This window comes from Bartonella sp. B1099, from assembly GCF_944801835.1.
Lineage (GTDB): Bacteria > Pseudomonadota > Alphaproteobacteria > Rhizobiales > Rhizobiaceae > Bartonella.
Genome location: NZ_CALYLN010000002.1, coordinates 299,870 through 323,937 on the forward strand (window position 1 = coordinate 299,870; position 24,068 = coordinate 323,937).

Annotated in this window: 17 protein-coding genes, 2 tRNA genes and 5 pseudogenes; 8 read left to right on the forward strand and 16 right to left on the reverse strand. The window is 35.6% G+C overall.

The features are described from left to right. Window positions 1-49 precede the first annotated feature (49 nt). A complete protein-coding gene (locus NNJ73_RS07760) occupies window positions 50-886 on the reverse strand; it encodes a cell envelope integrity EipB family protein (protein WP_254493559.1) in 837 nt (278 codons plus the stop codon). A 145-nt stretch (window positions 887-1,031) separates the two neighbouring features. Here NNJ73_RS07760 and NNJ73_RS07765 point away from each other — a divergent pair, with 145 nt between their 5' ends. Both NNJ73_RS07765 and NNJ73_RS07770 read left to right on the forward strand, forming a co-directional pair. Then, the gene (locus tag NNJ73_RS07765; protein ID WP_254493560.1) at window positions 1,032-1,493 is read left to right on the forward strand and encodes a RidA family protein; all 462 of its coding nucleotides are present in this window, start codon (window positions 1,032-1,034) and stop codon (window positions 1,491-1,493) included. Window positions 1,494-1,628: 135 nt separating this feature from the next. Next, complete coding sequence (locus NNJ73_RS07770; protein ID WP_254493561.1) at window positions 1,629-2,051, forward strand: HIT family protein; 423 nt, start codon at window positions 1,629-1,631, stop codon at window positions 2,049-2,051. 22 nt (window positions 2,052-2,073) lie between these two features. Here NNJ73_RS07770 and clpA read toward each other — a convergent pair whose 3' ends face one another. Together clpA and clpS are read right to left on the reverse strand one after the other, a co-directional pair. Next, on the reverse strand, window positions 2,074-4,425 hold the full coding sequence (gene clpA, locus NNJ73_RS07775; protein ID WP_254493562.1) for an ATP-dependent Clp protease ATP-binding subunit ClpA: 2,352 nt from the start codon (window positions 4,423-4,425) through the stop codon (window positions 2,074-2,076). A 6-nt stretch (window positions 4,426-4,431) separates the two neighbouring features. Then, window positions 4,432-4,827: an ATP-dependent Clp protease adapter ClpS gene (clpS, locus tag NNJ73_RS07780; protein WP_254493563.1), complete on the reverse strand. Its 396-nt coding sequence runs from the start codon at window positions 4,825-4,827 to the stop codon at window positions 4,432-4,434. 232 nt (window positions 4,828-5,059) lie between these two features. Here clpS and NNJ73_RS07785 point away from each other — a divergent pair, with 232 nt between their 5' ends. Both NNJ73_RS07785 and NNJ73_RS07790 read left to right on the forward strand, forming a co-directional pair. Continuing rightward, complete coding sequence (locus tag NNJ73_RS07785; protein WP_254493564.1) at window positions 5,060-6,409, forward strand: D-alanyl-D-alanine carboxypeptidase; 1,350 nt, start codon at window positions 5,060-5,062, stop codon at window positions 6,407-6,409. Window positions 6,410-6,441: 32 nt separating this feature from the next. Beyond that, window positions 6,442-6,720 (forward strand): hypothetical protein, encoded by a 279-nt coding sequence (locus NNJ73_RS07790; RefSeq protein WP_254493565.1) that lies wholly within the window; start codon window positions 6,442-6,444, stop codon window positions 6,718-6,720. A 796-nt stretch (window positions 6,721-7,516) separates the two neighbouring features. On the opposite strand, the gene NNJ73_RS10040 is transcribed toward NNJ73_RS07790, so the two are convergent. After that, window positions 7,517-7,642: a hypothetical protein gene (locus NNJ73_RS10040; RefSeq protein WP_256478078.1), complete on the reverse strand. Its 126-nt coding sequence runs from the start codon at window positions 7,640-7,642 to the stop codon at window positions 7,517-7,519. 504 nt (window positions 7,643-8,146) lie between these two features. On the opposite strand from NNJ73_RS10040, the gene NNJ73_RS07795 reads away from it, so the two are divergent. Next, window positions 8,147-9,313, forward strand: a complete 1,167-nt coding sequence (locus NNJ73_RS07795) for a site-specific integrase (protein ID WP_254493566.1) — start codon at window positions 8,147-8,149, stop codon at window positions 9,311-9,313. 212 nt (window positions 9,314-9,525) lie between these two features. Then, entirely contained in the window at window positions 9,526-9,726 is a 201-nt protein-coding gene (locus tag NNJ73_RS07800) for an AlpA family transcriptional regulator (RefSeq protein WP_015856732.1), read from the forward strand. A gap of 213 nt (window positions 9,727-9,939) precedes the next feature. Here NNJ73_RS07800 and NNJ73_RS07805 read toward each other — a convergent pair. The 7 genes and pseudogenes from NNJ73_RS07805 to NNJ73_RS07835 form a co-directional block, all read right to left on the reverse strand. Then, window positions 9,940-10,352: pseudogene (locus tag NNJ73_RS07805) on the reverse strand (hypothetical protein). A gap of 297 nt (window positions 10,353-10,649) precedes the next feature. Then, complete coding sequence (locus NNJ73_RS07810; protein ID WP_254493567.1) at window positions 10,650-11,306, reverse strand: hypothetical protein; 657 nt, start codon at window positions 11,304-11,306, stop codon at window positions 10,650-10,652. Window positions 11,307-11,329: 23 nt separating this feature from the next. Beyond that, the gene (locus NNJ73_RS07815) at window positions 11,330-11,737 is read right to left on the reverse strand and encodes a hypothetical protein (RefSeq protein WP_254493568.1); all 408 of its coding nucleotides are present in this window, start codon (window positions 11,735-11,737) and stop codon (window positions 11,330-11,332) included. A 25-nt stretch (window positions 11,738-11,762) separates the two neighbouring features. Next, the gene (locus NNJ73_RS07820) at window positions 11,763-11,912 is read right to left on the reverse strand and encodes a hypothetical protein (RefSeq protein ID WP_254493569.1); all 150 of its coding nucleotides are present in this window, start codon (window positions 11,910-11,912) and stop codon (window positions 11,763-11,765) included. Window positions 11,913-11,979: 67 nt separating this feature from the next. Further along, a pseudogene (locus tag NNJ73_RS07825) lies at window positions 11,980-12,257 on the reverse strand (hypothetical protein). Between the two features lie 96 nt (window positions 12,258-12,353). Continuing rightward, window positions 12,354-12,641, reverse strand: coding sequence for a hypothetical protein (locus NNJ73_RS07830; protein WP_254493570.1), 288 nt, complete (start codon window positions 12,639-12,641; stop codon window positions 12,354-12,356). Further along, entirely contained in the window at window positions 12,631-14,415 is a 1,785-nt protein-coding gene (locus NNJ73_RS07835) for an MFS transporter (RefSeq protein ID WP_254493571.1), read from the reverse strand. The genes NNJ73_RS07830 and NNJ73_RS07835 overlap by 11 nt, the downstream gene beginning before the upstream one ends. 1,265 nt (window positions 14,416-15,680) lie before the next feature. On the opposite strand from NNJ73_RS07835, the pseudogene NNJ73_RS07840 reads away from it, so the two are divergent. Then, window positions 15,681-16,219, forward strand: a pseudogene (locus tag NNJ73_RS07840) (integrase arm-type DNA-binding domain-containing protein); the annotation flags it as partial. Next, a pseudogene (locus NNJ73_RS07845) lies at window positions 16,219-16,920 on the forward strand (DUF3987 domain-containing protein); the annotation flags it as partial. The pseudogenes NNJ73_RS07840 and NNJ73_RS07845, both read left to right, overlap by 1 nt. A 1,573-nt stretch (window positions 16,921-18,493) precedes the next feature. On the opposite strand, the pseudogene NNJ73_RS07850 reads toward NNJ73_RS07845, so the two are convergent. The 5 genes and pseudogenes from NNJ73_RS07850 to NNJ73_RS07870 form a co-directional block, all read right to left on the reverse strand. Continuing rightward, window positions 18,494-20,846: pseudogene (locus tag NNJ73_RS07850) on the reverse strand (hypothetical protein). A 669-nt stretch (window positions 20,847-21,515) separates the two neighbouring features. Next, complete coding sequence (locus NNJ73_RS07855; protein WP_254493572.1) at window positions 21,516-21,734, reverse strand: hypothetical protein; 219 nt, start codon at window positions 21,732-21,734, stop codon at window positions 21,516-21,518. A gap of 1,508 nt (window positions 21,735-23,242) precedes the next feature. Continuing rightward, window positions 23,243-23,319 (reverse strand) — tRNA-Arg (locus tag NNJ73_RS07860). Window positions 23,320-23,365: 46 nt separating this feature from the next. Further along, window positions 23,366-23,671, reverse strand: coding sequence for an ETC complex I subunit (locus tag NNJ73_RS07865; protein WP_254474868.1), 306 nt, complete (start codon window positions 23,669-23,671; stop codon window positions 23,366-23,368). A 79-nt stretch (window positions 23,672-23,750) separates the two neighbouring features. After that, window positions 23,751-23,827 (reverse strand) — tRNA-Pro (locus NNJ73_RS07870). Window positions 23,828-24,068: the final 241 nt, after the last annotated feature.

The window sequence follows — 24,068 nt, forward strand, 5'->3', positions numbered from 1 at the left end:
TAGCGCAAACATACTAATATTTGATTCTTTTTCAAGTTATTTTCTTCAATCATTTAATATTTACATTTTCACATTGATCAAGATCTTTTCCAAGTTCAAGGAATTCAAGACTGTTCAATTTTGCACGCACTGAAAAAGTTCCATAATCTATATGAAGATCACGCATGACGCCATTCTCATGTAAGAGAAAACTGCTCTGATAAACTGGCAAACCATCTTTATTTTCACCATCATCAAAATAAGAGATTGTAATAGGCCAATATTCTTCTTCATCCAATTTTTTCATTTTTTCCGTCTCGCTATCAGATAAAAGCGCTTTCTTTTCCCCGATGACGATACTTTCTTTTATAACTTTATCCGCTTTATTTGTCCCATCAAACACAGTAACATTATAAAAATGATCCCCCGCTTTTGCATGGCGAATAATATTCTTTAATTGCATTATTGGGAATTCAGCCATTGCAAGCTTATACTCTTTTTCCTTTGGCTTCTTTAAGGTAACTGTAATACCATCTCCTGTCCGCTCAGCGACCCCTTCAGCACGATGCGCAACCTCTTCCCCTTCTTGATCGGTAACATTAAAACGAAACGTACGGCTATCTCCTGTTTCATAACTCGTCGTCTGTTGATCTGTTAAACGGACCGGCATATCTTCAATATGAAGACGGCTAATGAAACGAAAACGTGTGCTATAGCCTTGGCATGCCGAACCAGTAAGCTCGTAAACCATTCGCCCTGACATCCCAGAAATTGTCATTTCATGAGAAACATTATCGAGCTGAAAATCATAAATTGCTCGATGAGGCACAATAAAAATAGGCTCTTCAGCTTTCGCCGTACAGAAAAAAACAATATATAAGATTATTGTAAATAATGCTCTAATCATTCCCAACTTCCAAACTTTATTCCCGTTCCATAACATCATACAATAAGGCAAAAAAGGCTAATTTCTCAATTAACCACACATTTCCTTCAATAAAAAAATAGGTTATGCAATGATATGTTTATAGAATAGCTATGGAGTTTAAATTATGACCAATGTAATTGAAAAAAACTTAGAAAAGTTCGGAATCACTCTTCCTGCAGCAACACAACCCCTTGCTAATTACACCACAACTTCACAAAGTGGCAATCAACTCTTTATTTCTGGACAACTCCCTCTTATGAATGGAAAACCTATAGCCATCGGTAAAGTTGGGAGCACTGTGAGTACTGAACAAGCTAAACAAGCATCTGAAGCTTGTGCTCTTAATATTCTCGCTCAACTCAAGGCAACTCTGGGTGACCTCAATAGAATAAAACGCGTGGTAAAAATTACTGTTTTTGTGGCTGTTGATTCCTATTTTACCGATATTCCTTTTGTTGCCAATGGAGCTTCTGATTTATTTGTCAATATTCTTGGTGAAATTGGGAAACACGCTCGTTCTGCTATTGGTGTTGCCTCTCTCCCTATGGATGTTCCTGTAGAAGTTGAAGCCATCATAGAAATCTAAATTTTCATTCAAAAACAGTGCGTTCGGTAAAGATAACTGAAGTCAAAATATTTTTTTGTCTTATACTCTGATAAACCTTGCACTTTTCCGTTTTGACATTAAAATTCCACCCTTACAATAAAAGGAAATATTCGTATGAAACAAGCTTATGACAATAACAATATTTTCGCTAAATTAATTCGTAATGAAATCCCTTCTGTTCGCGTTTACGAAGATGATGATGTTATTGGATTCATGGATATCATGCCACAAGCGCCAGGTCATACGCTGGTCATTCCTAAAAAAGGCTCTAGAAACTTACTTGATGCTGATACTGAAACATTATTTCCTGTTATTAAAGCGGTTCAAAAAATCGCCAATGCCGTCAAAAAAGCCTTTCAAGCCGATGGCATAACGATCATGCAATTTAATGAAGCGGCTAGTCAACAAACCGTTTATCATCTCCATTTTCATATTATACCCCGTATGGAAGGAATAGAACTTACCCCTCATAATGGAGTGATAACACCTACAGAAATACTTGAAGAGAATGCCAAAAAAATTCGTGCTGCCCTATGATAGGCCCTTTTGTAGCATGTTCTTAAGATGTTGCACTTTTCTTTCCTACAGTTTTTTTATTAAAATTTTTCGTTTTACTTTTCTTTGAGCCAACAGATAGATTAGAAGAGGAAATTTCTAACTGTAATCTTTCTTTTTCGCCATTTGACTTTTGTGTCAATACGTGGACAATTCCACCATTGCGTAACTTTCCAAATAAAATTTCATCTGCTAATGGCTTTTTAATATATTCTTGTATAACACGTCCTAAGGGGCGTGCTCCCATCTGAGAATCATATCCTTTATTGGAAAGCCATAAAGTTGCAGAAGGGCTTAATTCAAAACAGATTCCCCGATCAGCTAATTGTGCTTCAAGCTGAAAAATAAATTTTTGCACGATCTGATTGATGCTTAAGTGAGATAAAGGTGCAAAAGGAATAATTGCATCTAATCGATTACGAAATTCTGGTGTAAATAACCGATTGATTGCCTCTATATCCTCACCATCACGATGGACTTTCCCAAATCCAATCGCTGATTTTGCCATATCTGAAGCACCAGCATTGGTTGTCATAATCAAAATAATATTGCGGAAATCAATTTTCTTGCCGTTATGGTCTGTTAATCGACCATAATCCATGACCTGCAATAAAATATTAAATAACTCCGGATGAGCTTTCTCAATCTCATCGAGCAATAAGACTGCGTGAGGCTTCTGATCAACGGCATCTGTAAGGAGACCTCCTTGATCAAACCCTATGTAGCCTGGAGGAGCACCGATTAAGCGCGCTACCGTATGGCGTTCCATATATTCTGACATATCAAAACGTAAGAGCCCAATACCTAAAGATGATGCAAGCTGTTTTGCAACTTCAGTTTTTCCAACACCTGTTGGTCCGGAAAATAAATAACTTCCTATTGGTTTATCTGGTTCGCGTAAACCTGCTCGCGCCAATTTTATGGATGACACTAAAGCGGAAATTGCCCGATCTTGCCCGTAAACAACATGCTTGAGTTCTCTCTCAAGCTTACTCAATATCTTCTGATCATTCCGCGAAACTGTTTTGGGTGGAATCCTTGCAATTGTCGCAACGGTCGCTTCAATTTCTTTAACACCGATAGTCTTTTTGCGCTGTTTTCGTGGCAATAGCTTTTGTGCTGCACCACTTTCATCAATAATATCAATTGCTTTGTCAGGCAATCTACGATCAACCATATAGCGTGAAGATAATTCTACGGATGCCTTCATCGCCTGATCTGTATATTTGATCTGATGAAAATCTTCAAAGTAGGGCTTCATCCCCTGCAAAATCTTAATCGCATCAGGAACAGAAGGTTCATTAATATCAATCTTCTGGAAACGGCGCTCTAAAGCACGATCCTGTTCAAAGAATTTTCGATATTCTCTGTAAGTTGTCGACCCAATACATCGCATAGTTCCAGAAGATAATGCAGGTTTTAAAAGATTTGCTGCATCCATATTTCCCCCTAATGTTGCCCCTGCTCCAATTAAGGTATGAATTTCATCAATAAATAAAATAGCATCTGGATATAGCTCAAACTCTTTAATAACTTGCTTTAATCGTTCTTCAAAATCACCGCGATAACGTGTACCAGCAACAAGTCCCCCCATATCAAGAGAAAATATCGTTGCATTTGATAAAACTTCAGGTACTTGCCCATCAACAATACGCTTTGCTAATCCCTCAATGATAGCGGTTTTTCCTACTCCAGGATCACCAACCAAAAGCGGATTATTTTTTGATCTTCGACATAAAATTTGAATCATGCGTGAAATTTCTTTTTCGCGGCCAATTAATAAATCAATTTTCCCATTCCGCGCTTTACAATTAAGATCAATACAATAACCCGTTAAAGCATTCGTTACCCTTTCACCATTTTCTGAAATCTGCTGATCTAATTGCTCTTCAAGTCCTTCAAGTAACATGGATAATCCATCATCACGCGTAATACCATGTGAAATAAAACGGACAGCATCATAGCGTGTCATTCCCATCTCTTGAAGAAAATAGGCTGCATGGCTTTCACGTTCAGAAAAAATTGCAACAAGAACATTTGCCCCTGATACTTCATCTTTTCCAGCAGATTGAGCATGTATCACCGCACGTTGGATAACACGCTGGAAAAAAGCTGTAGGCTTTGTATCCTCACCAGCTCTAATCTGTTCATCTAACTCTGAGCGAAGATAGTTGGTTAAGCGTTCGCGCAATTCCTCCACATCTACTTGGCATGCCTGAATAACGGAATTTGCATCGGCATCATCTAACAGCGCAAGGAGAAGATGCTCTAATGTTGCATATTCATGTCGCGCTTGGGTAGCAATTGTTAATGCACGATGCAAAACCTCTTCAAGACTAGGTGTAAAAGATGGCATAATTCCTCACTTCCATTCCATTACACATTGTAACGGATGTTCATTTTGACGTGCACACTCTCTCACTTGTACAATTTTCATTTCAGCAACTTCATAAGTATAAGTTCCGCATTCGCCTATCCCATTGTGATGAACATTTAACATAATCCGCGTTGCCTCTTCGAAACTTTTTTTAAAAAAGTTCTTCAAAACGAAAACAACAAAATCCATAGGTGTGTAATCATCATTCAGTAAAAGAACGCGATATAATTTAGGTTTTTGCGGTTTCACCCTAGCCTTAGGTATTATAACCGCACTATGCCTACCTTCATCCCAATTCTTGCCTTTTTCATTATGCATAATATGGAATTTTTCATTATACATAATATGAGGTGTAGAGTTTATTATGAGTGTTTGTCCCATTATCATTTTCCATAGAGCAAATTTCTTATTAATTTTAAATTCTTTCAAAACTATTGCAATAGATCTTTCGCATAAGAAAAGACTTTCCTCCTATGGTTAGATTGAAGTCACTCATAAAATAACTTCTGTAAACAAATTAGTAATACCATTCGTCTAAACTGCATCAGCATATTACAAAAAAGGAAGCTTTATAGAATTTTTTCAGAGTAAATGGAGAAATAGGATACTGCAAGTGTATATTAATGATAAAAAAATTATGCGCTGCTATAAAAAGATAGCAATTTCTTTCGTTATGTTAGCTTTTTCTTGCTGTTGGGCATCAGCGACACCCCAAGGAGCCTATCCTGATAAGTATGCGGCTATTGTTATAGATGCAACGACCGGAAAAACTCTCTTTCAAGCTAACGCCACACTGAAACGTTATCCTGCTTCTTTAACAAAAATGATGACATTGTACCTCCTGTTTGAATCTATGCAGATGGGTCGTGTGACACCCAATACTCCAATTCCTGTTTCGCATTATGCAGCAATGCGCCCACCAACAAAAATTGGATTTAAAGCAGGCCAAACAATTTCTGCAGAAGCCGCTGCTAAAGCACTCATTACAAGATCTGCAAATGATGTTGCTACAGCCATCGCAGAATATCTTGGAGGGAGTGAAAAAAAATTCGCTCGAATGATGACAGCAAAAGCGCGTAAACTTGGCATGAAACATACACATTTTGCCAATGCTTCAGGACTTCCGGATGTGCATAATTATTCTACGGCACGAGATATTGCCACTTTATCATTAGCTCTCCGTAAGCATTTTCCAAAACAATATAAATTATTCAAAACAAAAAGTTTTAATTTCCGTGGACATACGATTAACAGCCACAATAAACTCGTGAAAATAATGAAAGGTGTCGATGGAATTAAAACAGGATACACACAAATGTCAGGTTCTAATTTAGCAACTTCGATGCGTCTTGAGGGGCGCTCTATCGTTGCTGTTGTTATGGGGGGTAAATCATCTACTGCACGTGACGAGCACATGGCTAGCTTATTGAATCAATATTTGCCCAAAGCAAGTCAAATGAAAAGTGGGGAACGTTTAATGGCTTCTGTACACTATCACTTACCCACTGGCGCAAAGACTCCTATACCGACCATTAAAGCTGATTCAAGTAATTTTGATGATGAAATTCCAACTATGTTGACAGCCTTTGCAGAACAACCTAAAAACTCCAATGTTGCGATAACGGCTGTAAATAGGGTCATTGTACCAATACCTAACCCTCAAAAAGCTATACCGGTTGAGACTCATAAAGTTGTAAGCGCTTCTTTGTCCACAAATGCCGGATGGGCTATCCAAATTGGTTCTCTTCCTAGTAAAGAACAAGCAAACACTCTGCTTTTAAAAGCAAAAGATACAGCTTTTTCTACTTTAAAGAACGCCTCTTCACATATGCAACTGTTTGAAAAAAATGGGCAGCGTTATTACCGAGCCCGATTTACAGGATTTCAATCAAAAAAAGCAGCATTTGATGCTTGTTCTACATTAAAGAAAGCAAATTTTAACTGCTATACTGTAGCCTACTAAAAGTTTTTGAATTCTGCGTTAAGGATAGTATTATGACAGATAATGCTTTTGCTTCATTTCATGAAAAAGAAAAATTATTGAAGCAATCATCTCTTCTTTCATTGCGTTCTCTTCATGATGCTGCAGAAAAACTTACTGGTTTAAAATATAATTCAACTGCATTAGATACACAATCCCTTGTTAATCTTCTCATTTGCCAAACAATGCGCAATCGTCGTCTCATGATGCCTCCTGTACGCATTCATTTGCGTGTTGCGAGTCAAACTGGTACTGTGCCTATTAAAATCCATCTAGGAGCAACAAATATTTAACTCTACAAATCTTTTCTAAAAGAATTATTTTATTATTGCACCATTATCTATAGTCTTAGAAAATCCTTTGATAGACATACTTCTTTCTTAAGTCGTGGGAATTATGTTGATGGCTTTTTCAATTATCCAATATCTTCAAGATTCCAATCAAACTATTTTTCAAGGACACAAAGAATACCAAATATTTTTCCACTTTTTGATTTAATAGCAAAAATTGTCCTTGAAATCTTTCTTAAAAAAATAAACCCTACATGGGATGAAAGCTTATCATTTTAGAGGTTATCGTAAAAGTATAAAAAATTCCTCTTAATGATGATTTCCTCTACAACAGACACGCTGTAAAAAATAATCTAAGCCCTTTTAATTTTATTTCTTTCAACAAACAAAGCAAATTTAAAAATACAAAGACTATCGATAAAAAACGTAAAAGAAATTATCAGATTAAATATCATGATACAATTTCCATAAGATTTTAATTTATAATGATAATTTATTTTTTTATATACTTTGATATAGCAGCAAGTGAAATAGGACAATGAGATGAAAAAATTAAATTACTTTTAGAGATGTAACAGGCTTTTTAATTATTTTCATGCTTCTAATGATAAAGATATACGAAATTCTTCTTTAGCATCTCATTAACCTTTTACACCTTCAGCAGGGATTATCCATAAATCATCTTCAATCTAATTATCACAACTATAACGCAATGGATATGTAAGAATAAATATACGCAAAATCAAATGTGTTATGTGTTGTTTTGCAAAGTCTTTTTATAAAAAGCAGGCTTTTCTTTTCAATCCATTGCTGGTAAATTTTTTGTTTTATAGAGTTGTTTTCCTAAGAGAGCCTGTACTTTTTCTATTGCCTGTAAATCAATATCCAAATCCCAAGCAATCGCATGTTTAAGACAAATATTCAAGCGATTTAGTGTTTTTTTTATTGCAGCTTTTATATGCCAGATGGAAAAAGGGGTACTGCGTATCCTCTGTTGGGTAATCTCTAAAACAGGCAGAAAACTTAATTTTGGAAAAATATGAAATTTTAAAAAGGTAAAAACTAATCCTCACCCTCGCCATCAACTTTTAATTAAGCTTTACAACTTTCAAAAGTACCTAAAGCGAGTCCTTTAAATAATGAAGATTACGCACTATCTCACGCTTTTGTTTATCACATTCTTTAATGGTATCACAATCTTCATGTAAAACAAACTCACGAATGAGCAATACGACAATCTTCTATTACCTGCAGACAATGCTTTGATTTATAATGATAATTCACTGTTTTGCATATTGAATGAGAGTCCCGAATACCGTAAGATTCTCTCATTTCAAATCTGTTTATCTTGAATCAATCAAAACCACTCATTTGCACATAACAAGCGGGATGAGTGTGTGGATCAAATTTGTATAAGAAAGGAGTAAAAATGGTCCTTATGAATCGTCTTAATGCAAGGTCTGTTGCAACATTGGGGGCTGGCAAATATAACGATGGTGCCGGCTTGTTACTCCACAAACGTAAAAATGGTGGTGCTCAATGGATTTATCGTTATACCCTTCACGGGCGCCGTCGCGAAATGGGCTTGGGAGCGTTGCGAGATGTTTCTTTAAAACAAGCCCGTGAAATTGTAAACCAATGGCGTTCTGTTTTGCATGAAGGTCGTGACCCCATTAAAGAACGCGATAAACAAAAGCGTGAGGCAATAAACAATCTTCATTATTTAAAAGATATTGCTTTAGACGCTTTTGAAAGTCGTAAAGCTGAATTAAAAGGGGATGGGAAAAATGGACATTGGTTTTTACCATTACGCCTTCATATTCTGCCTAAATTAGGCTGTCTGCCGGTTTCTGAGATTACACAAACAGAGATACGCAATACCCTCGCTCCCATTTGGCATACAAAAACTGGAGCTGCTCGGACAGCATTAATACGTCTCAAACTTTGTCTCAAACATGCGGCTGCATTAGGTTTGGATGTTGATTTACAAGCAACAGAAAAAGCACGTGCGCTCTTAGGAAAACAACGTCATAAAACGCAAAATTTTCCAGCTATGCATTGGAGAGATGTGCCGGCTTTTTATAAAACACTTTGTCAAAAAGCAGCTATAACACAACTGGCTTTGCGTTTGCTTATACTTACAGGCGTTCGTACCAATTCCTTGCGTCATATTCGTGAAGATCAAATTGAAGATGATGTCTGGACTATCCCTGCTGAAAACATGAAAGGAAAACGTGATGCTACAACAGAATTTCGCGTGCCCTTATCTTCAGAAGCACTAAAAGTGATTGAACAAGCCCGTTGTATATCCAAAAGTAAGTTCATTCTGTCTTTTTCCGGTCGTGCTCCCCTTGCTGCAAATCGTATGGCTCAATATATGAGAGACAATAAACTTGATGCCTGCCCCCATGGTTTTCGCTCTAGTTTACGCGATTGGCTTGCTGAAACAACCGATGCCCCCTATGAGGTCGCTGAAACCATTCTAAGTCATACAGTTGGGGGTAAAGTAGAGCGTGCCTATCGTCGTACAGACTATTTAGAACAGCGTCGTGTCTATATGGATAAATGGGCGGCTTATGTCACCGGTCAATCTTAAGATATGGGGTGTAATACCCCATAATCTGTGGATAACTTTATCTCTTTGTTTTCTCATTCTTTATCAATAAGATTCATAAATTATCACATCAGAAAATATATGATAAAATACTGTTTTCTATAGATTAAATACCTTTCATATGATGCAAAAATATGGTTAATAAATGCTTATGATTTGTTCTCATTTTTTATAATATTTGAAAGGATTTTACTATGATAGAAAATGATATTCTTTTAACAGACCGTGAAAGTGCAAAACTGCTTCATATGAGTGTCTCAACTTTCCGCCGTCATGTGACCAATGGCTCTTTACCAAAACCTTTAAAATTTGGTTTTTTATCCCGTTGGTTACAATCGGATCTTTTGAATGTTATAGAACAAGCAAAACAGCAACGTCAAAGTGATGCGGCATAAAAAAACCTTGTCACATAAGGATGGACAAGGCTTTTCATTTTCATACGAAGTTATTGGATTTTTTTACAAGAAGTGCAAATATCCTCCTGTAACGTATGCATTCCTTAGGTCATATTGCTTCCACACACAGTGTTAGATGGTTGATTGAAGGAACAATCCCGCATGAGTATGGGAATACATCAATGTGGGGATTGTTTCCATCAACAGTAAAATTTAAGGATAGCATTCATATTGTTCTGGATGTTTTTTACAAAACGGGCTGTTTAAGCGCCTCTTGACACTTCTCTGGGGTATGACAGCACCAGGATGACAAATCGGCAAGTTTTCGGCTTTATGATTTCCACACCATCCCCCCCGACATCATATTTATAGCGAAACCCTGATTGAAGCATACAAGCATCAATGGTTGCCATTTGATTTAAACTGAGGTTTCTATTTTCTGAATCCTAATCAATAAGGCTCGGCATATCACATTCTAAGAGGGCTTTTCCTATCTCAGTAAAGTTTGCACCTGGCTTCAACCACCCGTATACTTCTCCTGGAGGAAGTTTATCGATATTTGATATGTCACATCCAGTGATACTTAACAGAATAAGCACACTCAATAATTTAAACAATGTATTCATTTTTTTTCTCCATAAAAAACCTAAACCTAAATTATCTAAAATCGCATGAGGTACATAAATTGTTGCATTATGATGTTTTCCATAAGCATCTTGACATTTTTTCCCTGCATCACCATAGCAATTATGTGTGCTAGGGTTAAAGCCACGTATCGCTCCCCATTCCTCTCTCATTGGAATTGCTGGTGGAAATAATAGATAGGGGAACTTCAAGGGTACCTTAAAGCTGTAGGCCAATTGTCACCAATTCCTGTCCCAATAGGATCAGGTATATGGCTTTGTAAGTAAACATGATCTTTTTTACCATCGCTTACATAATAGTGTGCATTCGCTATCGATTGAGCATGATCCGTGGGTCCATAAAGATAGATCTGTTTTTTCTGCTATACCGTGGATGCCACGCTTTTCAAAGTCACGTAGTCCATTGCCTACTGTTAAGCTACCACGACTATGCGCACTCACAATAGCCCCATCATTACCATAACGAGAGATAAAGTCTTGGAACTTCTTGGTTGAATTGCTCAATGCCCAAGTATTACCTTCAAGAAACTTTTGATAAAATGCTATCCCAAACTCTACCAGCACATCTTTAGATTGTGGAAAATATGTAAAATAAAGGTGACCATTGTTATTAACAGCCATTTGGACAGCATTAGCCGCTGCATCATCCGGTGAATAAAAAATGCCATTGTAAAGCATATAAACATTGCCATCAGAGCCTTTTTGTAAATGATTTTCTTCTTCTGGTTTTAAATAGTGATACAGAGTAATATTTTTTCCATCATTGCCTTTGATATACTCTCCATTGTCATTAGTTAAATAGAGAACATTGCCATTTTCATCGTGCGCAACCTCAGCCATTGGGTGAACAACACGAAGTGTCATTTTACGTACTTCATCCCAATATCCCAATCCTTCATCGGATAAATCATTGATCATGTCTAAGCGATTATGCACTGCTCCCTCAAGCGATGTGGCGTCTATCGGTGCAACAGCCTGGTAGGCTGCTGCGGTATTGCGGTTGAGAGAGTCAATGATTTTCCAGCATCTTGCCCCATCGCTCTCTGGCTGCTTTTACCCGTTAGGATGATGGTGCCATCACTGATGGCAGATTTTGTTTCCCCTTCTACGCTATCCTTGGCTTTTCCGTGATTTAAAACATTCTTGGTAATGTTCTTTATCGTGTCATTTCCAGAAAGGCTAAAACCATAGCTGCTAGCTTGAGCATGGGCACTGTTGGTGATATCACTGGTGCTGATGTTTCCGGTGGCCAGACTATTTTTATCCGCTGAGGCACTGCTGGCAATAATGCCGCCGTTCATGGTTGTTTGATTTTTAACGTTAATCTCAAAGTCGCCATCACTCGCTTTAATGTCTGATTGTTCCACAACATTGTGATAATCACTAGAGGTTTTATCCTTTGTTAAAGGCAATATTGGTTGAGGCTACATCCTCTTTTTTTCCACCATTAAAACCAATAGAAAAAGAGTTTTGCTTGCTGGAGCTTTTTCCCGTATCGCTCTGGCTGGTAATGATGAGAGCACCATCAACATCCATATCCACCGAGAACCACTCGTTCCATAGGTGCAACCAACATTCGTTGAAATGCTTTGCGAATGATTTTGCGCTGTTAAGGTTGGCATTCAAGTGCGTTTTTATGTCTTTTACAATAAGGGCTATATTTAAGCGTTTCTCAACACTTCGCTGAGGCATAACTGCACCAGGACGACATATGGGAAGGTTGTCCGATTTATGATTCTCACACCATTCTTGTATGGTAAAGCTAGGGCGAAAACCTGATTGCCCCATACAAATTTCAATACTAGCAAATTGATTCAAATCTAGCGCCACAACCTTATCAAGGTCCAGTACTCCACATTCTAAAAGTATTTTCTGTCTCCATAATATATATTACGCACCCACTTTTGTTTATATTTTTTACTGTCTAGATTTCTTATCTCTGAAATAACATCTGTGCCTATTTGTATCCCTAAAAAGAACGGATTACTCTTTAATAGCTTCAAATATGGTTGAATATAGATGTGCCCCCCCTGTTGCAATCCGAAAATATTTTTTACAAATGAGACACATACAAGTATATTTATGAAGTAAATCATAATCGAGATCAAAAGGCTCTCCACCAGAAAGAATAATAAAATCAGATTTTATGTCATTTATTGTATATAAAGATTCAGGCAACACGTCATCTCTCACCATACATTCCATCGAATACGGACAATGATTGCAGCCCGCACTGCAATTTTCATTACAAATTACAATATTATCGCCCATGAAATTTCTCATTCAAATTCATATAATCCAATACTAATTGTTTCATGAAAATATTTTGGTATAGACAAAGATCAGAAATTTTTTTAGCTACAAACGCTTTTATCATTGGTAAAGCTTCATCCTTTGATATAGACAGCAAATGAGAAATATAGTCTATCCGTTCTTCTAAATTGAGAGATAATCTTGGACTGGTGAAAAATGTTAAGATATCCAATTCCGGACTGGCTTCTTGACATAAATCCCAATCCACTACCATAAAAGAACTATCAGGAGTAACAATGATATTATCAGGATGTAAGTCTCCATGTGATAAGATTATATTCTTGCTTAATCGATCTTGAAAGATCTTATTGATTTGATCAATAATCGCCTTTTGATGCAGCAAATCCATTTGGCTCAATACAGTACCCCGGATAAACTCCCATTCGACTACTTCATCGCAAAGTGTTATCAAATTTGGTGCAGGATAAAGACTTTGTCGAAAAGAGCCATCCTTGATGTTTTCATTAATGCACGATGCTTTCGGATAAATTTGCCCATAGGAAAACTCTTGATGCTTGCGTTTCAAGAAATGTTGTTTTGACGATTGTGCATTTTCAGGCTGTAACCAAATGATTTCTTGTTTTCTGACAAAAATAATTAAAGCAGACATCCCAAAAATCACAGCCATAACCACTGCCAACCAAAAATTAGCTTGCCAGAATGTTGAAAAAACATGACCGTATAAAAAACTGAATGCAAAGGATACAACAGCTGTAATAATGGCTGTAAATGATAAAACAGTCGCGATAGCTTTGGGATCAATCAGTGAATTTATAAGAAGAGACGACAGATAAGATCGATAAGCAGATTTAAAAACACATAGCAGTAAAAATCCTAATATAAGAGCCGCAATGATTTGAAATGACATGAGAAAAAAAGCAATGGTTACCATACAACCAATCATTAAGACGGGAAAAATAGGATTTTGAAACTTTGAAAAATACTTCTGAACCAATATATTGGAACTTGCTGAAAAAAAATTCCCAATGATAAAAATAATCGAAACAAAAATAGCAGGTTGAAATGGCAAAAAATCAGAAAATGCGATAGAAACAGTTCGATTATTAACCAAAATAGCAAAAGCTGAAACTGCACTTAAAAAAATAAGAGTGAAGCGATAAGGATTTTTAACTTCTTTACGGCTGGCGCACATAACTGTGAAAATACTCGGATGAGCGTTGATATGAAAACTATCTAATCCCTTCGTCAGTTTTGAAAACATAAAAATAGCAAAAATTAATGAAAGGACTTGAAAAATCACAGGCAATACAGGATGCACATAATAAAGTATTCCCCCTAAAAAAATAAGTACCGTTGTCACACTATAGGTAACAGCAGCCACTTCGGACTTAACGGAAAACAGTGTGCGATGCTTTGGTACTACAGAAAAGAGTAAACTATCTTCCGCACCTGAGAAACAAGCGGCTGCTAATGTAATACACAGCAAATAAGTGGCGTAAGCAAAATACGCATAATTCATAAAAAGAGCTAAAAAACCGCAAAGAAAGAAAAACAGCCCAGTATAAATAACGCGCTTACTTCCATAAACATCTGATAATAAACCCAAGGGGACTTCTAAGATCAAAGGAAGCAATAAAAAATAACTACCGATTAAAACAATATCTGCTTGCGACAAATGCAATTTTTCCGACAAAAAAAGTGGTAAAACAGCAACCACTAGAGCAGTAGACTTGCTAACACTATAAATCTTAAATTGCTTAACCTTATCCACAAAATACCTTCCCGCTCCATGCGCCAGATTCTTTCAAAGATTTTAAAACACTTTGAGCAGACCAATCTATTGCCTCATAATTTTGTAGATTCCCAAAAGCTTCTGAATAAAAGCAATTTTTTAAATCTCCATTATAATCCAATACCAAGGATGAAAATAGAAATAAACACATTAACGGCGACGAAACGTACGTAGAATTTTCGCCTAAGTAATAATTAATACAATTTACAAAATTTTGTGACGTCCATGAGATTTTCCTTTCTTGGAACTTTTTATCTATATAAATCTGGAGGGGGGATTCTTTCCTTGATAATTCATCTCTCAAATGAAAAAGTGAGGCGTTTGGCGGAAAGTTTTGTTTCTTAAAGCCTTAGATCAATCCTTTGTATTATTTTTTCTAGAAAAACTAAATGATGACGTATCGAGCGGGATGAATCCGATATAATCGACATTTTGGCTTATACAAAAATCGATAAAATTAATAATATTTTCTAGAATCTCTTTGGTAACTGTCGCTCTTATTCCTATACTTTGCAGAGGTTGAAGATTCTTAAATGTTTCAATGTTTTTCCACACGCGATCAAATTTATTCGCCCCCCGTATATCATAATAGCCTCCTCATATTGTTACTATGTACCTTATGTATATTCAAAACAATTAGTATTTTGTAAAAAGTTTAAAATTCTACAACTTTATAATTGTAAAGTCAATTTAACTGTATTATGAAATATTCAGTTTGGAAAACAAATTGGCCTATACCGGTATAAATCGAAAAACTCTTGTGCTCAGCTAATTTCCATTTTAATTATTAAGTTCATTCAAAAAGTATTATTCCTGATTTCAATGGCTATTTCACTTCAATCGCAATAAAAAATATGCAATGTTCTACTTTATCAAGTAATTTAAAAAAGGTTTTTTTGGGCTGAAATAAAGAATAGTTGTTGCGTAAATCAGCTTCTCAGAAGAAAAATTTTTCAATTATTTTTCTGTTTTAATTGTAATTTTGTGAAATACTACTTGCGGTGAAATTACCTTTAAAAGAGGTTCTACTCGACGCCAAAATACAAACTTTTATTTCTTATTAAAGATACAATCATATTGATTTATAATGATAATCTAGCGTTATTCATATTGAATTAGACCCTCGAATAACGCAAGATTCTCTCATTCCAAACCTGTTTATGTTGAATCAATCAAAACCACTCGCTTGCACATAACAAGCGGGATGAGTGTGTGGATCAAATTTGTATAAGAAAGAACTAAAAATGGTTCTTATGAATCGTCTTAAGTGCCAAGGGCTGTCGCAACATTGGGGGCTGGCGAATAGTGTGATGGTGCCGGCTTATTACTTCATAAGCGTAAAGATGGAGGTGCTCAATGGATTTACGGTATACTCTTCACGGGCGCCGTCATGAAATGGGCTTGGGAGCGTTGCGAGATGTTTCTTTAAAACAAGCCCGTGAATGTGCAAATCAATGGCATTCTGTTCTAGGTGAGGGGCGTGACCCCATTAAAGAACGCAATAAACAAAAGCGTGAGGCAATAAGTAATCTTCATTATTTAAAATGATATTGCTTTAGATACTTTTGAAAGCCGTAAAGCTGAATTAAAAGGAGATGGTAAGGATGAAAGTTGGTTTCTACCCTTAAAACTCCATATTCTCCCTAAATTGGGCTGCCTGCCCGTTTCTGAGATTACCCAAACAGAGATACGCAATACCCTCGCTCCTATTTGGCATATAAAAGCTGATACAGCCCGTAAAGCACTGAACCGTCTTAATATATGTCTCAAACATGCGGCTGCCAAGCCATGCACCATGAAATAAACGATGATGGTTTATTGCAACGGTTTCAAATGCTGGTCTTTCCCGATGAACGAAAAAAGCGTGACTGGGTTGATAGATCTCCCAATCAAAAGGCATGGGAAAACTATCAAGAGGTCTTTTGTTCTCTTTATGATAAACCTTTAGGATCACCAAAACACCCCATGACCATACGCTTTTCTGCTGATGCTCAAGAGATGTTTCGTGAATGGTGGGAAAATTTTCAAAAAACAATCAAAGGGGGGAATTTCTCTACAAGTTTACAATCATATCTTTTGAAAATGAATAAAACCATACCAACCCTTGCGTTGATTTTTGAACTGTGTGAAGGTGGGCGTTTTGAAATCAATAGAAATGCCCTTGAGAGAGCCTTGTATTGGGAAAAATATCTGATAAGTCACGCAAAACGTCTTTATGCGGCGGGGGATACATTAACAGCAGAGCGTGCAAAATTAATTGTCGAACGCTGTGATTGTTTACCCGATGTTTTTACGGCAAGGGATATCTATAGACGATGTTGGAGTTTTTTAAAAGACAAAGAAGCTGTCACGCAAGCTTTAGAACTTTTATGCCGTTGCAACTATATTCGTGCAATATCTGAAAACAATAGCTCTAAAAGCGGTCGACCTACAATACGCTATGAATGGAATCCTTTAATGAAAAGTGATAAGATATCACAATAGGCAATCTGAAAATATTATAAAACACTAAACTTTATAACCTTTATTTGTGTCATAAACCTTAAAAGTCTTTTTATCTCTTAATTTCGAGGATTTTGAAGGTTTTGAAGGTTCCTTTTACCCCTCCCTTTATATATTTTTTTCAATAAAAAATAAAAGTTATTATATTTCAATGTGTTATTTTTTATCAAGTTTTAAAATAACAACCTATAGTGATATTATGAAGCTATAGATACAATTAATAATATATTTTGAAGGTATTTTGAGAGTGTTAGAAATCTTCAAAACCTATCTATTAAAGTGTCTCATAAAACCTATCAAAATAATCATTCTGATTTCTTAAAGTACATACTTCATTTGTCTTGATTAACACGTCAAACGATAAGCAAATTTCACTATTTTGCTGATCTTATCTCTCTTATAAGCTGTTGATAAGAATTCTTTAAGAACCTCTTTGAAAAAAACTATAGGCTTTTTTCCCATTTTTATTGTCGTTCTTAAAGTGAATTAGGACATCTATCAAAACATTTATTTTAACGCTTTAATATATTTTAAAAACATATCGTATTAATCACATTTAACGATTGGAATGAACAAACAATAGTCCTATGTGAATATGATATGTATAAAAAAATAAATTACCTTTTTGAAATTATTGGTGTTATTATAATTATAACAGCATTTATTTTTACGTGTACGCTATTATTAACTCCCGTGTAGATTAAGCGTTTTTCTGCATTTTTATCTATATTCATTCAAAACGTATTTAATAAGCTTCATTTCAATTCTTTTAAAGAGAATTAATGAGTATAGAAGTTAGAGAAACTGAATAGACTTATGAGGTTTTACATATCTCTCAAGGGGCATAGAATATAGCTATTAATCTATACCTCCTTTATTAAGCTGATTACCTACAATCTTAAAAGAAGTGTTTATATGCGTTATCTAAAAAGAGAACATTTGCACTTTTAAACACTCTTATTTGGATTGCTTTAAGACTTGTAAGAAATCTCATCTTAAATAGAATACGCTTCTTTTGGATTGGCTTTAAGAGATTATACCGAAATCTCAAATGATAGCTTTATTGTTTTCAAAAGCTTTGTTTAAAGAGAGATTTGTATATTCATTTTGCTATAGGTTTTGAAGGTTTCTAATACTCTCAAAATACCTTCAAAATATATTATTAGTTGTTTTTATAGCTTTATAATATCACTATAGGTTGTTATTTTTAAACTTGATAAAAGTTAATACATTGAAATATAAATAACTTTTATTTTTAATTGAAAAAAAAATATATAAGAGGGCGTAAAAAGAATCTTCAAAATTCTCAAAACTCATAACCATAATGATCTTGATAGCATTTCTTATGATTATAAATCGTTTCTTTTGAAATGCTTTAAAGGATCACATGCTTTCATAAGACGTATTTTAATCATTCTCTAAAAATTATAAGATATGGAATCTTTTGAGATTTTCTCAATATTTCTTAAAGTTTCAAAATCCTATTTTTCCCGTCTTAATGATTGGTTGTATGGTAACCATTGTTTTTTTTCTCATGTCATTTCAAATCAAAGAGTTATTTCTTGTCTTTTTTTACGATAAACTTGGCTATTTTCTCTTTCCAAGAGCGAGGGTATTCATCGCTAGAAAGCTCTCAGTGATTATCAGAATCTTTTGTTATATGTTCAATCAAAGCGTAGCTTAGTTGCTTCACCTTTGATACTTCTTGAGCTAAAGCTATAGCCCATTCAAGATGAAGCTGTTGGATGCTTTCGCCAAAACCTAAATGATCCCCTGCTGCAAAGCTTTTTTGATAAGAGAGCGAAGTCTTTCAAAAAGATCAATCTCTTTGACCGCCCATTCTAGTGCATCATCAAGCGCCTGTGTTAAACGATCTGCAGTAACCTCTGGTTCAAAGATTTCCAAACCCTTGGCTTCAAAATTAAGCTGTATATCTGGAATATTTTCCGTGTGTGTAGGATCAATGAATTTGCAAGCTGCGGAAAGAATACCCGTGCTAATCAAAAAGGCGCTATCGAATTGTGGACAATCTTTAGCAATTTCATCGTTGTAAAGAATGTCTACTTCACGATCAGCCAATTGATAGCTTGCCATATGGTCATTCTCATCGATTTTCTCGGTTGACCAGCCTAGGCTTTTTAAAAGCGCTGTGGCACTTTCCATGGTCAATGGAGCATCTTTATTTATCATCCGTTTCATCTATATCCTCTGTCGCCTCAACAGATGTTGTTTGTAGATCCAAGCTTAAAATCGGAGCGTTTTTTGGAAAACCCGTTCGATAACCCCGTGCAAGACTAAAAGCGTTGTCAATTGTATATTTCGTGATACCTTTTACAAAACCTAAAGGATTTCACTTTCTAAAATTCTCCTTGTAAGATTTGAGCTTTTCAACATCTCCAATCAAAACAAGCGCAATAAGGTGACGCGCCACAAGATCAAGTTCACTGTCTGGGGAAAACGCTACATAATCATAAATGATTTGATTGACATTTTGCTGCTCAGCCCATTCAAGTATATCTGTACAAATCTTCTTCAGCTTGCCTTCATCCAATTCAGGACTCGAAACTGTATAAACTTCTTCGCTTCTTTGAGGGCTATATATTGAGGAATATTGCTAAAAAGAGATCGATAAGCCATGGAAAAGCCAAGTGTTGAAAGGGAAGCCTTAAATGCAACAATCGGCTCTTCTTCATCACTTTGAAGGCTATACATTATATTGATGATACGGTCTTTACTTATAAAATAAGCATTGCGATTGTAGTTTTTATCCCGATAAACTGTCCAGCCCTTTTAATTGCTCAGCAACTTTATTGAAAGTAATCAAAGCTTGTGGACCAAGATGCGCTTCAGCAGCTTCTCGTTCATGAAGGATTTTTAGATATTTTTCAGCAAATTCAACAGCGTACTTAACAGACTTTTCTACGATATTGCTTTCCAAACGTTCAGAAATTGTACCTACCGCAATGGAATTTTGATAAGATATCAGCACATCAATCTTTCCAGTCAATGCTATCCACTCAGAAATTTTGGTAAGCTCTTTCTCATGCAATGTCTTTACACAAATATCAATTCCTTTACCAAAACCGCTAAAAATCCCCCCCAATCGTATTAAAAGACTTATAAATATTTGTAGGTGATATACACTCATATTCCTCTCTATAGTGAATATACTTGCAAGCTACAGAAATCTCTTCGTTAGAGATCTCAGCTTCAAGACGGACATTGTAATTGTCATAGAGATGTACAAAACCAAAATCAAATTGAATAAAACGATCTGGCAAAGAGAGCCACATTTTTCCAGGTTCTGTAGAAAACCAACCTTGCTTTTTAAGAATACAACTTGCTGCGATAAGACTTATCGAGCGCTGTTTGGGCTTTTTACGCCTTAGAATATCGTCTAACTCCCCATTCTTATAGGCCTCTGCAAATAAAATAAGGCGATCAGTCCACGTCATCATTTTACAATCAGAAAATTCTGGCACAAATAATTGGGGCGTAGGCTCATAACTCCTTAAAGCTTCTATGTCGCCAAGAAGAGCCTTTGCAACAAGAGAATGATTAGCGGCTTCTTCATGTAATTTTTGTTCAATATCTTGTACTTTTGCCCACGCAATTACCCTATTTAAAGCTTCCTCAATATGGTTTTCAGAAAGATCCTGTACCGTAATTCCGAAATCGCTTACTTCTGGATAAAGTACATATCCATACCGCGACTTTTTTCCCCTAGAATATTCACAAGCAAGACTATAAGAAGCAGTTGTAAGACTAGCTAATAACCAAAATTTCTCACCATCCTTTTCATGTTTTACACCATAGCTCAAATCCACAATGCGATCGGGAAAATAATAATAGGCAAATATATCGCCTACTTCATCACGATAAGGCTCACAGCCAAGACTTTTTAATATTTATGCTGCATCTTTAGTTTGCATAATGCTTCACTCTTCTCCAATCCCCGGATAACAGCTAACTGTGTAAGCAATTATTCTATTCCACTCTTTGTTTATTTGATTTTCACTCCAATTGTCTCTAAACTGCTTTCAGCAGCTCTGTATCTCCTTCAAATTTTTTCAAATCTTCCTGGTATTTATTAAGCTTTTCCTTATTTTCCTCTAAATACCGTTTCATAATTTTTCCAAAAGGTTTTGCATCTCCTGTTTGATATGCTATTTCAAAATCTTTTTGACATTCTGTTAATCAAGAATTACCAGTTTTTATATCAATAACTTTTAATACGCTTTTTTCCACATAAATAATATCAGGGCGATGTATTTTTTTTAAAGCAAAATTCATAGATTATTCTCCACAATTCAAAGCTTATTCCTGTTAATACTAATTTTCTGCCATCGATGATAGCTGATCTCATACTCCCAACTTAACTTTCAAAGCCCTGTTATATTTTTAATTTTCCTCATCACTCAATTTCCTTAAGTCCTGGATAACGAAAAAGCTTAAATTCGGTTTTCTCTAACTTATTACTTAATTGTTCTTTAACCCAGTTTTGATTAGCTTTTCTCAATTGATCTTGATTTCCTTTAAAATTTTTAAAATCTTCTTGATATTTTTCTAAGAATTCTTTATTTTTTTTTAAGAAGTTTTATAAATTTTTCTTTTGTTGGTTCTGTATTTCCTTCTTCATGTGCCTCTTTTAAAATGTTTTGCAGTTCACTTAATTTAGAATTCTCTCCCGTTTTTACCTCACCAATTTTCATTTTACCATCCCTTATATAAACAATATCCGCACGAGATCTTATTGTCTCATTTCCATTTTTAGTTTTGGATACTACTTCTGTCACGCCCACCATTCAGCCTTTATAACATCAATAACTCTGTGATTTGTCATATTCTCTTCAGGGTATAGGGGGTGGAAATAAAGGTTATAGGATTTTACAACATGCCTCTCCAAAGAGCATGCTTTGCGGCGTATTTTTAATATTCTCGAGTTCTTACAATGCCTCAGATAAGCTATTTGAAAGCATCATAAACACAACAGCAGTTTTAGTTGCAATAGCTTAGAAGGGGTAAAATTCTTTCGACACACTTCAACTGCTTCTTTAAAAAAATATTGTTTACCTTCTGATCTATCGTCTATTTTTTTGATTCTTTTTTCTCTATTAAAGGAACACCTGTTGTCAAAATAATTAGAGACATAATAACAACCTCTTCAATACGTAAAGCACTTGCTTTTTAGAGTAGTATTTTAAGCTTACCAATGACAGGTCATCATGAAATATTCAAAAGAGTAAGAAATCCGAATTTTTTAAAGCTCTCTCATTTCAAACTTCTCCCATATTAAATCAATCAAAACCATCCCTCTTGCACGTCACAAAGAAGATTGCCATGTGGATAAAAATTATACAAAAAAAGCACTAAAATACCTATAATGATCTAAAAAGCTAAGATTTATCGCAATATTGGCGGCTAACAAATGGGCAAAATGTACGATGTGCTAGCTTATTCTTTCATCGACGTAGAAGATGATGGTGCTTAATGAATTCAGCCATTATATCATTCACGAGCGCCGGCGTGAAATGGGGCTTTTGAGAGCTCTAAAGGCTATTTCTTTAAAACAAGCGCATAAATATATACAATACAATAGCACTCTATTCTTTGCACAATCTTTCTATTGAAGTATCTTATCTGTGCAAAACACACAGCCTCTTTTTATACAAGAAAGAACTCTAAAGTAGTAACAGATTATAAGGTACAGCTTTCAAGACAAGAAGACACCCTTTATCCTTAAGGGGATGTTTCTAAACTCTCATCCATAAACAGATACCATTTTCATGCTTCAGTGTTTCATAAGACGTTTCTAAACGGAATCTATCATGCCTTGAAGACCAATCATCTTACCAAAAATCATACTGAAAAACCTAGTAATATTATTCATAAAAAAAATTAAAGTAGGCATTTTTGTGCAATTGTACCGGCATTAGTCGCAATGCTTAAACCTCATCTAAGAAATAGCACATTCATTTTCAGAAAAATGGAAAGAAGTACCTAAAAGAAAGTTTTGGCAATCTGTTTTCTAAAGCATGGAATGCGGCTTCATTAAAAAAATCAGCAATGGGTAAAAAATGACCAGCAATACGTGGTAAGCAAATACAGGAGCTACTATATCACAACTTAAAGTACTTTTGGCTGTCCATAAAACAGCATGTCATCACTTTATACTCAAACAACCAACAAAAAAGGCAATAGCATTAATAAAAAACATGAAAAAGGTTCAAGGTGTACAGAAAAATAAATTAAGAGAATTAAAGAGAAACTCCCGAACTTTTTTATCTATTAATTTTCTTAAACATGGTGATCCCGACAGGATTCGAACCTGTGACCCACGGCTTAGAAGGCCGTTGCTCTATCCAGCTGAGCTACGGGACCCAACACCCAACTGATTATTTTCTCAATTCAAAATAGCATCTTTAACTCAATGTGTCCAAGATTGCTGCCGATCACTGCGAAAATTATCAGAATAAGAAACAGCACGCCGAATCGACATATGTGTCTTTTCCACACGATAAGGGATAGCATTCTTGCGTGCAAAAGCAATCGCTTCTTCTTTTCTATTAAATCGGATTCTTACCTGACTATTCATATCAGATGTTGCCGTGTACCCCATAAGAGGCTCCAGCATTTTTGCTTTTATCGGCTCATACTGCAGAATCCAAAAGCCTGTATTCCCCTTCCCTGACTGCATAGCTGTTTTAGCAGGACTATAAATACGTGCGATCATACCTTTTCCCTTTAATTCTTGAATGATCGTTTTCACCACACGTACCCAACTGGGCCATTTTCATACACCTTATCAAATATGGTCGGAGCGATAGGATTCGAACCTACGACCCCCTGATCCCAAATCAGGTGCGCTACCAGGCTGCGCTACGCTCCGCCATTTAATATTTATTTGATGCATATTTCCTAAAATTTTCACAACAGAAGTGCAAGAGAAAAACACACTTTTTTTCAATTTTGTTGCATTTCTTTACAACAAAGAACGTTTTTAAATTTTTTCCTCCCCCCCATAACATATTTATTGACGAAAATAGAAAATAGCATCCGCATCAAAATTCCATCGATATAAAAAATAATAAGCCTCTTTTTAGAAATATTTTCAAACACAAAAATATATA

Coding starts and splice junctions, on each gene's coding strand:
- NNJ73_RS07790 (WP_254493565.1), top strand. CDS start 6,442: ATGACAGATAATGCTTTTGCTTCATTTCATGAAAAAGAAAAATTATTG.
- NNJ73_RS07770 (WP_254493561.1), top strand. CDS start 1,629: ATGAAACAAGCTTATGACAATAACAATATTTTCGCTAAATTAATTCGT.
- NNJ73_RS07830 (WP_254493570.1), bottom strand. CDS start 12,641: ATGGGCGATAATATTGTAATTTGTAATGAAAATTGCAGTGCGGGCTGC.
- NNJ73_RS07765 (WP_254493560.1), top strand. CDS start 1,032: ATGACCAATGTAATTGAAAAAAACTTAGAAAAGTTCGGAATCACTCTT.
- NNJ73_RS07865 (WP_254474868.1), bottom strand. CDS start 23,671: ATGATCGCACGTATTTATAGTCCTGCTAAAACAGCTATGCAGTCAGGG.
- NNJ73_RS07795 (WP_254493566.1), top strand. CDS start 8,147: ATGGTCCTTATGAATCGTCTTAATGCAAGGTCTGTTGCAACATTGGGG.
- clpS (WP_254493563.1), bottom strand. CDS start 4,827: ATGGGACAAACACTCATAATAAACTCTACACCTCATATTATGTATAAT.
- clpA (WP_254493562.1), bottom strand. CDS start 4,425: ATGCCATCTTTTACACCTAGTCTTGAAGAGGTTTTGCATCGTGCATTA.
- NNJ73_RS07760 (WP_254493559.1), bottom strand. CDS start 886: ATGATTAGAGCATTATTTACAATAATCTTATATATTGTTTTTTTCTGT.
- NNJ73_RS07800 (WP_015856732.1), top strand. CDS start 9,526: ATGATAGAAAATGATATTCTTTTAACAGACCGTGAAAGTGCAAAACTG.